The sequence below is a fragment of the Arachidicoccus rhizosphaerae genome, assembly GCF_900107765.1.
GTDB lineage: Bacteria > Bacteroidota > Bacteroidia > Chitinophagales > Chitinophagaceae > Arachidicoccus > Arachidicoccus rhizosphaerae.
This window is the reverse complement of record NZ_FNQY01000022.1, coordinates 1-13,720: the sequence shown is the minus strand read 5'-3', so window position 1 is coordinate 13,720 and position 13,720 is coordinate 1. Positions and strand designations below refer to the sequence as shown.

Annotated in this window: 14 protein-coding genes; 7 read left to right on the top strand and 7 right to left on the bottom strand. The window is 43.0% G+C overall.

Annotation, left to right across the window (positions count from 1 at the left end):
* Window positions 1–3 precede the first annotated feature (3 nt).
* The 3 genes from BLU80_RS15275 to BLU80_RS15265 are packed head-to-tail and all read right to left on the bottom strand — an operon-like array spanning window position 4 to window position 2,592.
* A complete protein-coding gene (locus BLU80_RS15275; protein ID WP_091400187.1) occupies window positions 4–1,848 on the bottom strand; it encodes a cbb3-type cytochrome c oxidase subunit I in 1,845 nt (614 codons plus the stop codon).
* A gap of 54 nt (window positions 1,849–1,902) precedes the next feature.
* Window positions 1,903–2,340 carry a cytochrome c oxidase subunit II gene (locus BLU80_RS15270; RefSeq protein ID WP_091400185.1) on the bottom strand — a complete coding sequence of 146 codons (438 nt, stop codon included), beginning with the start codon at window positions 2,338–2,340 and terminating at the stop codon, window positions 1,903–1,905.
* A 27-nt stretch (window positions 2,341–2,367) separates the two neighbouring features.
* Window positions 2,368–2,592, bottom strand: coding sequence for a hypothetical protein (locus BLU80_RS15265; RefSeq protein WP_091400183.1), 225 nt, complete (start codon window positions 2,590–2,592; stop codon window positions 2,368–2,370).
* A gap of 499 nt (window positions 2,593–3,091) precedes the next feature.
* Between BLU80_RS15265 and BLU80_RS15260 the strand changes: the two genes are divergently transcribed.
* Window positions 3,092–4,435, top strand: a complete 1,344-nt coding sequence (locus tag BLU80_RS15260; protein ID WP_091400181.1) for a sugar porter family MFS transporter — start codon at window positions 3,092–3,094, stop codon at window positions 4,433–4,435.
* Window positions 4,436–4,680: 245 nt separating this feature from the next.
* Here the strand turns inward: BLU80_RS15260 and BLU80_RS15255 are convergent, their stop codons facing one another.
* From BLU80_RS15255 to BLU80_RS15240, 4 genes are all read right to left on the bottom strand, one after another.
* Window positions 4,681–5,703, bottom strand: coding sequence for an LLM class flavin-dependent oxidoreductase (locus tag BLU80_RS15255; protein ID WP_091400179.1), 1,023 nt, complete (start codon window positions 5,701–5,703; stop codon window positions 4,681–4,683).
* An 87-nt stretch (window positions 5,704–5,790) separates the two neighbouring features.
* A complete protein-coding gene (locus tag BLU80_RS15250) occupies window positions 5,791–6,246 on the bottom strand; it encodes a DoxX family protein (RefSeq protein ID WP_091400177.1) in 456 nt (151 codons plus the stop codon).
* A 273-nt stretch (window positions 6,247–6,519) separates the two neighbouring features.
* Complete coding sequence (locus BLU80_RS15245) at window positions 6,520–7,056, bottom strand: YceI family protein (protein ID WP_091400175.1); 537 nt, start codon at window positions 7,054–7,056, stop codon at window positions 6,520–6,522.
* Between the two features lie 97 nt (window positions 7,057–7,153).
* Window positions 7,154–7,606 (bottom strand): MarR family winged helix-turn-helix transcriptional regulator, encoded by a 453-nt coding sequence (locus BLU80_RS15240; RefSeq protein WP_091400173.1) that lies wholly within the window; start codon window positions 7,604–7,606, stop codon window positions 7,154–7,156.
* Between the two features lie 283 nt (window positions 7,607–7,889).
* Here BLU80_RS15240 and BLU80_RS15235 point away from each other — a divergent pair, with 283 nt between their 5' ends.
* The 6 genes from BLU80_RS15235 to BLU80_RS15210 all read left to right on the top strand — a co-directional run.
* Window positions 7,890–8,321 (top strand): pyrimidine dimer DNA glycosylase/endonuclease V, encoded by a 432-nt coding sequence (locus BLU80_RS15235; RefSeq protein WP_091400170.1) that lies wholly within the window; start codon window positions 7,890–7,892, stop codon window positions 8,319–8,321.
* A gap of 156 nt (window positions 8,322–8,477) precedes the next feature.
* The gene (locus tag BLU80_RS15230; protein ID WP_091400169.1) at window positions 8,478–9,782 is read left to right on the top strand and encodes a GntP family permease; all 1,305 of its coding nucleotides are present in this window, start codon (window positions 8,478–8,480) and stop codon (window positions 9,780–9,782) included.
* Window positions 9,783–9,900: 118 nt separating this feature from the next.
* Window positions 9,901–10,413 carry a RidA family protein gene (locus BLU80_RS15225; protein ID WP_091400167.1) on the top strand — a complete coding sequence of 171 codons (513 nt, stop codon included), beginning with the start codon at window positions 9,901–9,903 and terminating at the stop codon, window positions 10,411–10,413.
* Window positions 10,414–10,472: 59 nt separating this feature from the next.
* The gene (locus BLU80_RS15220; RefSeq protein WP_170831263.1) at window positions 10,473–11,675 is read left to right on the top strand and encodes a D-TA family PLP-dependent enzyme; all 1,203 of its coding nucleotides are present in this window, start codon (window positions 10,473–10,475) and stop codon (window positions 11,673–11,675) included.
* 71 nt (window positions 11,676–11,746) lie between these two features.
* The gene (locus tag BLU80_RS15215) at window positions 11,747–12,868 is read left to right on the top strand and encodes a dipeptidase (protein ID WP_091400163.1); all 1,122 of its coding nucleotides are present in this window, start codon (window positions 11,747–11,749) and stop codon (window positions 12,866–12,868) included.
* Window positions 12,869–13,189: 321 nt separating this feature from the next.
* A partial coding sequence (locus tag BLU80_RS15210; RefSeq protein WP_170831262.1) for a sulfatase-like hydrolase/transferase occupies window positions 13,190–13,720 on the top strand: 531 nt, incomplete at its 3' end.

Below are 13,720 nucleotides of genomic sequence, written 5' to 3'. Positions count from 1 at the left end.
GTTTTAAAAGGTATCCTGCAGACGGGCTGACAATAAAGGCTCATCCAAAGAAGTGGGTGAACTGGCCCTAAGGACGACTAAATTAGTGACTCGTGATAATGACCGTTCTGCTTTGGCGTGGTCCTTTGCGTTGGTATGCTGATCAGATTTAGTTTGCTTCGCCTTTTGGGCAGGCTTAGGGTTCTCAGGTACCGGGCTGTCAATCTGGTACTGGCCTTTTACCGGAACACTGTATTTAAAGACACTGTTTAAGGCTGGGATATACGCAAATAAAATCAGCACTCCCATCACAGCCAGCCAGGGTTTCAGGTTTGTCAGGATCGCTACTGGCTTCTCTGGATGTAAGGGCTCGGACTCAGGAAGCTCCAAAACGGCTGGCTGGGTTTTTTTGCCAAATGCGGTGGCGAAAAACGAGATAAAATATAGCAGGGCCGCAACGGACATAATAATGCCGCCAATCAGAGTGGATGTGGTGGTGGGTACCCAATGCTGATTAAACAAGGGGCTGTCCGGGTTTGTATAGGTCATGCCCAGATTGGTTCTTCTGGGCTCGCCCATCAGTCCTCCGGCCATCAGGCCATGGGAGAAAAAGACCATCCCCAACATCCACATATAAGGGACAATCGTTGCTAGCAGCTTGAATTGAATGGGTTTGCCGGAGAGCTTGCCATAAAGCAGAAGACTCATCCCAATAATGGATAAAAATACGGGACCTGCCACAGTCATGTGAAAATGTCCGGGAATCCAGGCCGTGTTGTGTACCATGGCATTGAGTGAATAGGAGGCGTTTACGATACCTGACAGCCCACCAAAAATGAATAATATCATGCCGCAGATCAGATAGCCAAATAAAAAATTATCGCTTCTGAAATAAGGCAAATGCAGCATCCATCCCAGCCAACCCCTGGCGCCTTTTTTCCGGCCGGCGTGTTCCAGGGACGCTGCAATGGTAAATGCGGTCATAAAACTGGGCAACGCAACGCCGAAGGTCAGTATGGCCATAAACAGCTTGGTGCCGGGTGTAAAAACAGGTTCACTGAACTGGTGGTGAACACCCACGGGTACGGACAGGATCAAAAAAAGAAGGAAAGCCAGGCGGCCGGCATTTTCTGAATAGAGCTTGCCACCTGCAAGCTTTGGCAATATTGTATAATACATGATATATGCCGGGAGCAGCCAAAAATACACCAGCGCATGGCCGAACATCCAGAACAGCATCCTTGTGAGTGGCACATTGACCCTCTCTACCCAGCCTGCTGCCCATGGTGTCAGCAGGATAAGCGTAGAATAGGCGGCAGGGACAGTGCAGACAACCCAGATGGTGAAATTAACGAAGGTACCCAGAATGGCTAATGGCATTTTTGTATCTGGATTTTCTTTTTTCCATTTTATATAGGTTTTAATCCAGCCAAAGAATGCCACCCAGCTGCCTATAATTAAAAGTGCTGTTCCTATATAGAAAACAGGAGAGTCTTTCAAGGGGGCATAAAAGGTATATAATGCCTGCGCTTTACCGGTGAGCATGGCGTAAGCATCCATTACGGTTCCCAGGAGCATAAGCCACAGTGAGCTGCTGTAGGCCAGGCGCGGAGGCTCTTTTTTCAGGTAGTGGCTGATCGTGACATGGCCAAAAGCGACCGCAAAAAAAGTAGTCAGCACCAGTGCATTAATCACGCCATGCAGGGTTAGACCCTGATAGTAATTCAGTCCGGCAAAGGAATTCTGATGGATGATGCCTGCCCTGTAAATGACCTGCATCAGACCATGATAGATACCGATGGTCAGCAGCGTCAGCGGCAGGAAAAATTCGGTAAGGATAACCCTTTTAAAGGGTTTTGTTATATTCATAATGATGGATTTTCGATGTCTGGAAAAAAGTCAGGATTTTATGGACGGATGGCTTTACTGGACCAATATCTTGCCGAGCATGTTTTGGTGTCCGACTCCACAATATTCGTGACAGACTATCCGGTAGACGCCTGGTTTGTCAAAATGGAGCGTTGTTTTATTAATGGCTCCGGGAACAGCCATCAGGTTTACGGCCTTATCTACGATATTAAATCCATGGACCACGTCTTTACTGCTCAGATAGAGGTCTACGGTGCTGCCCGCAGGGACTTTTATTTCATCTGGCGTAAAAGACCACATCTGGGCTACCAGGTATAGCTCATAAGTTTTGTCATCCACCTGTTTTAACGAGGGATGTTCAAAGCTTTTGTTAAAGGGCACGCAACTCGGGACATCTATTTTTCTGCTAAAGGCATTATAAAGCAGGGCAAATAAAAAAATGCAGAGTGTGGATCCTGCCAATAAAATAATCCTGGCTTCATACTTATTCATTGGGAATTGGGCTTTAGGGTTAAATCTTTAATGTCTGGATAACTGAAGATCGTAAATGGAAAACCAGATCAGCGCACCCATGGCGATCAGCAAAATGAAAAATACAATTGCGCCGGTAGGTTTAAAATTTTGGTCATCATCCTTTTGGGTTTGGAGCGGATGGTAAGAAAGCTGTTCTCGATCCGGCCCAGGGAGCAGGGGCTCCAATTGTTTGCGATCAAGCTCGTCGGTTGTTAAATCAGGTAGTTGCATATCTGAATATTTAATTGTTTGGATAAATAGTTGGGGAAGGTCCAGCTATCAGGTGTCGGGTTCCTTTGCTTATTGTCAACGTTACGGCGCTGTAGGTCTGAAAAACTATTGCTGCTCATTTTAATTTGCTTTGCTGTGCAAAAATGGGCCGGTTACTGCTGCCTTGCAATGATTTAGATCAGTTCAGTACCTGATTTGTATTAACCTCCGGTTGAAGCAGGTAAGGTTGGAAAAAATATAAATTGATTACAAATCTAAACTGTAGAGGTCCTGATATTCAAGTGTAAACGAATAGTGAATGGAAGCTGCTCCAAGAAGACTTCCCCGAAATAATAATTAATTTGAGTAGGCAAATAGCGGAACTGAGCGCTTTAAGAGACATATCTAATGTGCAGTACCGGGCCTGTTATCTTCTTGTTTTATAAGCGTAAGCATGATAGCATCAGGTAGTGGACCCAGAGGTATGAATGGAACATTTAATAGCAGATAAGTACGACTCATGAAAAAATATACTATTTTAATTGCCGCAGTGGCGGCCATCGGAGGACTTTTATTTGGATTTGATACAGCCGTTATAGCGGGTACTTTGCCTGCACTACGAAGTTTCTTTAAACTCGATGATGCAGCCATCGGACTTGTGGTAGCGGCGGCTTCCATCGGATGTATTCCGGGTGCTTTATTTGCCGGTAATCTGGCCAACCGCTATGGAAGAAAATTGATGATGCTGGTAACGGCTGTATTATATGTGATAGCGGCAGTGGGTAGCGGAATAGCCGGCAGTTTTGAACAGTTAGTTGCCTACCGCTTTATAGGAGGCCTTGCCATTGGCATGGCTTCCACCCTGGCACCGATTTATATTTCTGAAGTAGCTCCGGCGGAATTCCGGGGCAGGCTTGGAATGAGTCAGCAGCTGGCTATTGTCCTTGGCATTTTACTGGCTTTTATTTCCAACTATGTCATTGATAGTGCCGGGTGGAGCTTTCTCAGTCCGGAAAATACCTGGCGTTATATGCTGGCGGCGGCAGTTATTCCTTCTGTGATCTTTTTTGTGCTATTGTTATTGGTGCCGGAAAGCCCAAGGTGGCTCATACAAAGGGAAAGACATGAGCATGCGCACCGCATATTTGGCAGAATCTATGAGCCGTCAAAGGCAAAAGATGAGTTGGAGTCTGTAAAGGCAGATCTGGCTTCCAGTGGGCACGGTTTGCGATTTATGGAGATATTCTCTGCCAAATACAGAAAGGTAGTCCTTATAGGGGTGGTATTTGCTGCGATTGCACAACTTACCGGAATTAATATTATTTTTTACTATGCTCCGCTGATCTTTGAAAAAACCCATGTAGGAGGAAGTGTATTATTTCAGACCGTATTAACCGGAGTGGTGAATCTGATTTTTACCATTGTAGCCTTTTGGTTAATTGACCGCCTGGGCCGTAAAAAACTCCTGCTTATCGGTTCTGCCGTTATGGGTATTTGTATGATGGTGGTCGGTGTTTTGTTTTATACGGATAAGCTGGACAGCTACCTGGTGCTGGCGGCTATTTTTGTCTATATCGCGGCCTTCGCCTGTACCTGGGGAGCGGTGCTTTGGGTCTATGTTGCAGAAATCTTTTCTAATAAAATAAGGGGCAGCGCTACTTCCTTTGCCATATTTGGAAACTGGACCGCAAATGCCATTGTTTCCTGGACTTTTCCCATCATGTTAAACGGATTAGGTGCACCCGTGACCTTCTTTACCTATGGGGTGATTAATTTTTTAATGATTGTTTTTGTGGCTAAATATGTCTTTGAAACCAAGGGTGTCGCACTGGAAAAGGTAGAAGCATTGTACGAGCGTCTTTAAGTATGCTTAATGATGAAGCGGTCAGGTAAAATGGCTGCTATGGGTCCATGTAGGGTGATAGGTAAAAGAGGCAAGGAGCCGATAGATTTAAAGCGTCAAGTTCATTATTTACATGAAATGTTCCTAAAAGTGAAATGAAATAGTACAAGCTCATTGTAAACATTATAAAAAAGCCACTGAATCTTTTCAGTGGCTTTTGCCTAAATTAATTTTCCAATATAAACACAGACCTTCTTTATATTGGCTTATCTCCAACCCAGTTCCGGCGCAACATATTTAAGAATAGCGTCCAGTACGTGCACGTTATACTCGACACCCAGGGTATTGGGAATCGTGAGCAGTAAGGTGTCTGCTTCCTGTATGGCTTCATCCTGGGATAGTTCCTTGATAAGTTTTTCAGGTTCCGCAGCATAGCTACGCCCAAATATGGCGCGTGTATTTTGATCAATATTACCGATCTGGTCCTGGCTTCTTTTTTCATGCCCAAAATAAGTTCTGTCCATATCATTTGTAATTGCAAAGATAGACCGGCTGACAGAAATTCTAGGTTTTCTGGCGTGTCCAGCTTTCTCCCAGGCATTTTTAAATAGCCTGATCTGTTCCGCCTGTTGCACATGAAAAGGTTTGCCGCTCTCGTCCTCTTTTAAGGTCGAACTCTGTAAATTCATTCCTTGTTCAGCTGCCCAGATGGCAGTAGCATTAGAGCCTGCTCCCCACCAAATCCGTTCTTTCAATCCTTCAGCGTAGGGCTCCAGCCTTAACAGGCCGGGCGGATTAGGGAACATCGGTCTTGGATTGGGTTTAGCAAATCCAACACCGTCCAGCTGCTGATAAAATTCTAGGCCGTGACGACGTCCCATATCAGCATCTGACTCACCGGCTTTGGGCTCGTAACCAAAATAACGCCATCCGTCTATTACCTGTTCCGGAGAACCTCTGCTGATGCCCAGTTGTAATCTTCCTTCGGAAATTAAATCAGCTGCACCAGCGTCTTCCACCATGTAAAGCGGATTTTCATAGCGCATGTCAATGACGCCGGTTCCTATCTCTATTTTGTTGGTTTTGGCGCCAATTGCAGCAAGTAAAGGGAAAGGTGAGGCTAATTGCTGGGCGTAATGATGCACCCTGAAATATGCTCCATCTACACCTATTTTTTCTGCCTCAACAGCCAGATCGATAGACTGCAAAAGGGTGTCACTGGCGGAGCGTACCCGGTACGCCGGATGTTTATCCCAGTGACCAAATGATAAAAAGCCTATTTTTTTCATAAATACCTCGGACTTTAAAATGAGAATTAAAGAGGAACGTTTTTTATTTTTAATAATCAGCCTTCCTGATAGGGGTGTATTGACTGGTTAGGATTTGCCTGGTTTATTAAACAGTAGTCCATCCAGACTTAATTTGCCACCCCCTCTTAGAAGTAAAATAATAAGAAGTGCAAATAATAAAATAAAATATTCAAGTCCTTCGCCTTTGCCGGCTTCCCCGTGCCAGTTCATAAAATACCCGCTGTGAATCGTAACCGTAAAGACTACGCCTAAAAAGTTGATGAGTACCGCGGCTGCGGAAATTCTTGTTAGAAATCCAAAGAGTAAAAATAACGGAGCAATGGATTCAAAAATAATAACAAGAAAAACAATAAATACCGGCAGACCGGCGCCTTTGGACAGACCGTCCATTGTGGCACTAAAACCGGCGCCGCCAAACCAGCCCAGTAATTTTTGGGCGCCATGGGGGAAAATAGTAAAAAAAACAGCCAGACGGGCAAATAAAGGTACCCAGTTCTGGGTATTGGTTTTTTCTATGCGCATAAACTATTATTAAAGCTTTTGAAATAAGAAATGCTGAACAGTAATGGCTGTTCACAGATCTGGTAGGTTAAAGGAGTCTACGGAACTCAGTGGTCAAAGCAACCGTATTTCTTCAAGAATGTAGCGGAAGAAATTAAATAAATTGTAGACCGGAAACAAACTAAGGCAGTGCAGAGCTGGCCTCACTTTTCTTTTGACACGTGACTACTCATTTAAGCCTGATACCGGTCTAACAGTTTTATATATAGATGATCTGGACTCAATCCACTAAATTTATTCTGCGGATTTTACTAATTGGATTTCTCCAAGGATTTTTACATCATCACTGATCATTACGCCACCGGCTTCCAAAGGTGCATTATAAGTTAAGCCCCATTCCTTACGACTGATTTTGCCATCCAGGCTGAAAGCTGCCTTTGTATTGCCCCATGGGTCAACGGCGGTTCCACCATATTCCAGTTTAATGGATACAGGTTTGGTAATACCTTTAATGGTTAACTCTCCGTCCAGTTCATAATCATCATCGCCTTTTTTGACAATTTTGGTGGAAGTGAAGTCCATTGTTGGATTGGCTTCTACGTCAAAAAAGTCTGCGGATTTTAAGTGATTGTCACGGTCTTTCTGACCTGTAGCGATAGAATCAAGCTGTACTTTGGCGGTTACTTTTGCATTGCTGAAATCATCACCATCTGTTTCTGCCTGAATCGTAAAGTCTTGAAAGCCGCCCGTTACTTTACTGATCATCAGATGTTTTACTTTAAACTGAAGTTCGCTGTGCGTTGGATCAGAGATCCATTTTTGAGTTGCCATAATTTTTAGATTTAATTGTTTTTTTATTTTAATAAGGATTGTCTTTTGAAATTACGATTTTGTATGAAAAATCCGTGTTGCCAAAATATTAATTTTGTCAGCCTCTTAACTGGTCCAGCAGGTCACTCAAATTTTCAGCCTGATCCTTAGAAAGATTATTTTGAATCATATCCGTAAAGATCTGTAGCGGCCCCTGTAGCTGTTCCAGTATTTTAAGACCTTTGTCTGTCATACTGATATCCATTTGTCGTCGGTTGGAAGGACAAAGGTTGCGTTTAACAAGCCCCTTTTTTTCCAACTTATCCAACAGACGAGTTAAGTCTCCGGCCTTATCTATAAGCACTTCTTTAATATCCTTGGGTGCAATTGGATGGGGCATATGACCTTTGATGATGCGCAGTACATTATAGTGCTGTGGCAACAGATCAAATTGCTTAAAAACTTTCATCTGCTCATCCCGGATCCAGTTGCCCGTGAAAATCAAATTCACCACCACTTTATGGTAACTGCTGGAGAAGCTGGACTGTTTGATGACGTTTTCTATTTTCATAGTGCAAAGATAATGCAACAATATTTGTTGCAACAAATAAATTATTAAAAAGAAATCTTAAAATGTACATTTAGCCTGGAAACTCTCTCTGTAAAAGTTTGTTGTTGTTTTATAACTAGTTGTATTTCAGTAATTAATTTGAAAATATAGTTTTTTGAACAGACGGGTCCTGAAAAATTAAGTAAGTTATAAAAATGCTGCTTTGCCTCACTTTTTCTCTATGTCAAATTGTTTATCTTGTGGGAGCGGAGGTTTTTCATAAGTATACTTTTAATTTATTTCTATGCGTTTATGGTCACTTCATCCGGGATATTTAGATACCAAAGGGTTGTTAGCCCTATGGCGTGAAGGCTTACTTGCAAAGCATGTGCTGGAGGGTTGGACCAATGGTTATAGAAATCATCCGGCACTCAAAAGGTTTAAGCAGGCTGATGACCCTGTCAGTGCCATCAATAGCTACCTGGCTGAAGTCTATGAGGAGTCCTTAAAGAGAGGTTATCAGTTTGATCAAAGCAAGATCGGATTAGTCAAAGGCCGGTGTATGCTAGAAGTCACCCGTGGGCAGCTAGCTTATGAACGGAGACACCTGGAACGTAAATTACTCCTTAGGGACCTGGCGGCATACGACAGACTCAGCACTGCAAAAAGACTGGCACATTTTAAGATGTTTAAGGTCATAGCCGGTGGTATTGCGGACTGGGAAATTCCTTTTTAATCTATCAGAACTTATCCTTTTATTATTCTGCTTTTCCTTTTTTTAGTATCTTCCCATTTTAAGACTTATCCAGTCTTTTTATTTCTTTTGGTTGTGGCTGATTCGTTCATAAGAATTGCAGGGTTGAAGTTACTAGATATTAAAAGCACTAAACCGATGACCTTTGTTTTAATCCTACTTTGTATTGCATTATTGATTATCCTGATTACCTGGGTAAAACTGAATGCTTTTTTATCTTTTCTGCTGGTCTCTGTGCTGGCTGGCTTTTTATTCGGATTGCCGGCTGAACAGATTATCCCTTCCATAGAAAAGGGTATTGGTTCCATGATGGGGTCACTTATAATTATTATTACCCTGGGCGCAATGTTTGGAAAGATTATAGCAGAAAGTGGTGCCGTGGAGCAGATTGCCAGTCAGTTGATTAAAAGGTTCGGAACACGCTATGTTCATTGGGCGCTTATGATAACGGGTTTTGTGATGGGGATTTCCTTATTTTACGGTGTCGGATTTGTCTTGGTGGTGCCGTTGATTTTCTCGGTTACTTACCAATATAAATTACCTGCTGTTGCAACTGGTCTGCCTATGCTGGCGGCCCTTTCCGTGACCCATGGATTTTTACCGCCCCATCCGGCGCCCACTGCCCTGGTGCAGCAATTGCACGCTAACATTACAACTACTTTATTATATGGGTTAATATTAGCCATACCGGCGTTACTGCTTGCCGGTCCGTTTTTTTGCAGGTATTTACGTAAGATACCTTCCAGCCCATTGGAGAGTTTTATTCCAAAGCCAGTAGGTACAGCTAAGATGCCTGGATTGTTTAATAGCTTTGTAACTGCCCTTTTGCCTGTTTTATTATTAATGGGTGGGGCATTTTTAAAATACAGACTGGGACGCAGTTCATGGCTGGATTTTTTCAGCAATGCGTCCTTTGTGATGATATTGTCCATTATTGTAGCTACGATATCGGTGGGTGTGGTTCAAGGTATTCGCATGAGCCAAATATCTGATATGTACGGCGCTGCCATTAAAGATATTGCCTTAATCCTGCTGGTTATTGCAGGTGCAGGTGCTTTAAACCAGGTTTTGAATGATAGTGGCGTAAGTGCTGCCATCGCCGGCAGTATTCATCACTGGCCCGTACATCCATTGGTATTGGGCTGGTTAATGGCTGCCATCATTCGATTGGCCGTTGGTTCAGCCACGATAGCCGGTCTGACAGCAGCTGGATTTATGGCACCCCTTACTTTGAATAGTGGCATTGATCCCAATCTTATGGTCTTGTCCATTGGAGCCGGAAGCTTGTTTTTCTCTCATGTAAATGATTCCGGGTTCTGGCTTTTTAAAGAATATTTTAATCTGAGTCTGAAGGATACTTTTAAATCCTGGTCCTTAATGGAAACGATTGTTTCCGTAACGGGACTTATTGGCGTATTTGTCCTGCACCTCATCCTTCATTAGCGTAATCTTATTGTTAATACAGCCACCCCCTTTTAGGTCAGCCAGTTTAAATACTTTAAATTTGATGAACAATAAGTGTATGGCCAGGCCATTTTATTAAATTTCCAAAAAAATCATCATGTCAACAGCAGCAAACAATACAGAAATACCAACTTTTAATGTATCAGGATCTCCAGAAGAGAATTTTTCTGCGACAGGACTTCTGCTTCCTCCGGCCCCCGAACCTAAAGGCGTGTATAAGCCTTGCTTGTTGGTAGGGGATTTTCTATACCTGTCCGGGCATGGTACCGTGAAAGAGGATGGAAGTCTGATTATTGGAAGGGTGGGAGAGAATATTGATATTGAAGATGGTGTGCTTGCCGCAAGGCAGGTCGGGCTGGCAATGCTCGCCACCATTAAAAGTGCAGTCGGAAGCTTAAACCGGGTAAAAAGAGTGATTAAAGTCTTAGGTATGGTAAATGCGACACCCGGCTTTACAAGGCACCCTTATGTTATCAACGGGTGTAGTGAACTCTTTAAAACGGTATGGGGCGCAGATAACGGCGTTGGTGTTCGAAGTGCGGTAGGAATGGGGTCTTTACCGGATAATATTCCTGTAGAAATCGAAGCCGTTTTTGAATTGTACCCTTAATCCTAATAAAGAACAGAGAATTTTCAGAAAATTAAATCTTCTGTTTAAATGATATGTCCATGATAAGCACAAATGAGTCGGGCAATGGAAATAATTCAGGCAGGGATAGTTACCCTGAGAATTCCGTTAACGGAGGTGAAAATAATCCGAAACGTCCCTGGTATCTGATAGAAGACACCAGGGCGCTGGAAAGCCCCGCACTGGTTATTTATTATGATCGTTTGATTGATAATATTCGGCGGATTAAAAAAATGGTGGGAGATGACAGCCGGATTCGTCCCCATGTTAAAACCAGTAAAATGCCTGCTGTCTGCAGAATTTTACAGCAACATTATATAACCCGTTTTAAATGTGCTACTATTGCCGAGGCAGAGATGCTGGCCCAGCTGAATGCAGAGGATGTGCTATTAGCCTATCCTTTAATAGGGCCGGATTTAGAAAGGTGGTTGCAATTACTTAAGCGCTATAATAAGACGCATTTTAGCTGCCTGGTATCTAATCTGGAAAATGCACGGCATTTAAATAGCAGAGCAAAATCTGCAGCTGTGCAACTGGGCGTCTATGTAGATATAGATGCAGGTATGCACCGCACAGGTATTGCGCCGGATAAGGCTGCATTCTTTATTGAAGAACTTAAAAAATTATCCCATGTACAGCTGATCGGCCTGCATGTCTATGATGGTCATCTAAAAATAGACGACCCGGTTGAAAGGCAGGCTGCGAGCGATGAGCTATTCGTACCCGTTAAAGAATTACTGGATCGCTGCAACCGTTTAAGGGCAACCCCTTTAAAACTTATTATCGGCGGCTCGCCTTCCTTTTCCACGCATATTAAAAGACAGGGCGCTGAATTGAGCCCTGGCACTTTTGTATTCTGGGACCAGGGGTATGCAATGCATTTTAAAGACTTACCTTTTGAACCAGCTGCCGTAATTATTACCCGGGTGATTGATCATCTGGATAATGGTACCTGTACGGTGGATATGGGAACTAAAGCCATTGCTTCAGAAATGCCTTTTCCCAGAGCCCGTTTTTTAAATGCTCCGGATTTACAGGAAGTTTTCCAAAGTGAGGAACATTTAAATCTGCGTTTAAAAGAAGGGAGTACAGCCCAATTGCCTCCGGTAGGCAGTTTGTTATATGCGGTACCTTTCCATATTTGTCCTACAGTGGCACTATATGATCATGCCTGGGTGATTAAAAAGGCAAAAGTTGCTGATCAATGGCAGGTCCAGGCCAGAAAAAGAAAAATCAATTTTTAACCTGTCGTTTTTTATTGCCGATTACCTTTCTTTTTTATTTTTCCCATCATAATTAAAAACAAGCTTTCTATATGTTTATAATAGATGCACATCTGGACCTGGCAATGAATGCCCTGGAATGGAACAGGGATTTAACCAAATCTGTTGAATTTATCAGAGAACGTGAAAGTGGATTAACGGATAAGCCGGACCGTGCAAAAGGAACGGTGAGCTTTCCTGCGCTGCGTAAAGGAGGCATAGGTCTGGTGGTTGCAACCCAGATTGCCCGCTATGTAGATTATTCAGGTTCACTGCCCGGCTGGCATAGTCCGGAGCAGGCCTGGGCACAAACGCAGGGGCAACTGGCATGGTATAAAGAGATGGAGCGCACTGGTGTGTTAAAATCGGTAAGAAATAAACAGGATTTACAACAGGTAGTCTCGCTTTGGCAAACAGCACTGGATAAAGATGATAGGAAAAGCAGCCTGAATACTGTCGTAAAATACGAAAAGGAACTGGTAGATGCATTACCCATCGGATATATCAGGAGCCTGGAAGGAGCAGATTCAATTGTAATTTTGGATCATTTGCATCAAAGTTATGAAGATGGGTTGAGGGCACTGGGCCCCGCACACTATGGCCCGGGAAGGTATGCTTTCGGTACGGATAGCTCGGCCCCTCTAAGTCATGCAGGTAAAGAACTCTTAAAGGAAATGCAGCAGCTTGACCTGATTTTAGACGTGACTCATTTATGCGACGAGGCGTTTTGGGACGCTCTGAAGTGCTATCAGGGGCCAATCTGGGCAAGTCATAACAATTGCAGGGCTATTGTCAATCATAACCGGCAGTTCTCCGATGAAATGATTAAAGCGTTGATTGACAGAGGAGCCGTAATCGGCGGGGCGCTGGACGCCTGGATGATGGTGCCGGACTGGAAAAGGGGAGTGACTGATCCTCAATCGGCGGGATGTGACTTAAATTCTTTAATACGGCACATGGATCATATCTGTCAGATTGCAGGCAATGCGGATCATATAGGCATAGGGTCTGATTTGGATGGCGCATTTGGTAAAGAACAGACACCATATGATCTGGATGATATCTCTGATTTACAGAAACTGCCAGGTCTTTTTAAAAAGGTTGGATATAGCGACCCGGATATTCAAAAAATTATGCATGGCAATTGGTTGGGATTTTTGCAAAATAATTTATAGCATCTTTTCTGGCACGTGTTATATGTGGATACTAACTGATGCGGATTTCTTTATTTAAAAATTAATTGACCTATTTGTATAAAAATAATTAAATCATTGATAATGAATTGATATTTATTGATTTTATTTAAGGAAGCCTAATCTGTTTTAAATAAAAAGTCATACATATTATTATGCCCTTCGGTCAATTGTACTATCTTTACCAGACGTTTTATTAGACAATGACCTTGATTTGCCGCACAGGCCGCAATAGCGATTATGGGAGGCAACGCACATTGGCTGCAAACAAGCTGTTATTTAGATCAACAATATTTTAATGGTATGAAAAGAGTTTTTCTTTCATTTCTGGTACTGATTTCTGGTTGGGCAGTAAGCGTAAAGGCGCAGTCAGCGGACCAGCGTCCCAATATCCTGATTATCGTCTCTGATGACCATGCTTATCAATCCATTGGCACCTACGGATCTCCCTATGGAGCCACTCCGCACATTGATAAACTGGCTTCAGAGGGAGCCACCTATTATAATGCGTTTGTTACCAATTCGCTTTGTGGTCCCAGCAGAGCTTGTCTACTGACGAGTAAATACAGCAATTTAAATGGCTTTGAAGATAATTTTTCCAAATTTGATCCTGCTCAGCCAACCTTTGCCAGTTATCTGACAGATGCCGGATATCAGACGGCCTGGATTGGTAAATGGCATCTGGGTAGTTTGCCACAACATTTTTCCTATTTTAATATTGTACCCGAACAAGGTTATTATTATAATCCGGACTTTATTGATATGAATAATGATACGACGCGTAAAAATGGATATATTACCAACGTCATTACCGATTTAAGTGAGAACTGGTTA

Bases quoted from the DNA above. Each gene is read 5' to 3' on its own strand.
- BLU80_RS15275 (WP_091400187.1), bottom strand. From the start codon at position 1,848: ATGAATATAACAAAACCCTTTAAAAGGGTTATCCTTACCGAATTTTTC.
- BLU80_RS15270 (WP_091400185.1), bottom strand. From the start codon at position 2,340: ATGAATAAGTATGAAGCCAGGATTATTTTATTGGCAGGATCCACACTC.
- BLU80_RS15265 (WP_091400183.1), bottom strand. From the start codon at position 2,592: ATGCAACTACCTGATTTAACAACCGACGAGCTTGATCGCAAACAATTG.
- BLU80_RS15260 (WP_091400181.1), top strand. From the start codon at position 3,092: ATGAAAAAATATACTATTTTAATTGCCGCAGTGGCGGCCATCGGAGGA.
- BLU80_RS15255 (WP_091400179.1), bottom strand. From the start codon at position 5,703: ATGAAAAAAATAGGCTTTTTATCATTTGGTCACTGGGATAAACATCCG.
- BLU80_RS15250 (WP_091400177.1), bottom strand. From the start codon at position 6,246: ATGCGCATAGAAAAAACCAATACCCAGAACTGGGTACCTTTATTTGCC.
- BLU80_RS15245 (WP_091400175.1), bottom strand. From the start codon at position 7,056: ATGGCAACTCAAAAATGGATCTCTGATCCAACGCACAGCGAACTTCAG.
- BLU80_RS15240 (WP_091400173.1), bottom strand. From the start codon at position 7,606: ATGAAAATAGAAAACGTCATCAAACAGTCCAGCTTCTCCAGCAGTTAC.
- BLU80_RS15235 (WP_091400170.1), top strand. From the start codon at position 7,890: ATGCGTTTATGGTCACTTCATCCGGGATATTTAGATACCAAAGGGTTG.
- BLU80_RS15230 (WP_091400169.1), top strand. From the start codon at position 8,478: ATGACCTTTGTTTTAATCCTACTTTGTATTGCATTATTGATTATCCTG.
- BLU80_RS15225 (WP_091400167.1), top strand. From the start codon at position 9,901: ATGTCAACAGCAGCAAACAATACAGAAATACCAACTTTTAATGTATCA.
- BLU80_RS15220 (WP_170831263.1), top strand. From the start codon at position 10,473: ATGATAAGCACAAATGAGTCGGGCAATGGAAATAATTCAGGCAGGGAT.
- BLU80_RS15215 (WP_091400163.1), top strand. From the start codon at position 11,747: ATGTTTATAATAGATGCACATCTGGACCTGGCAATGAATGCCCTGGAA.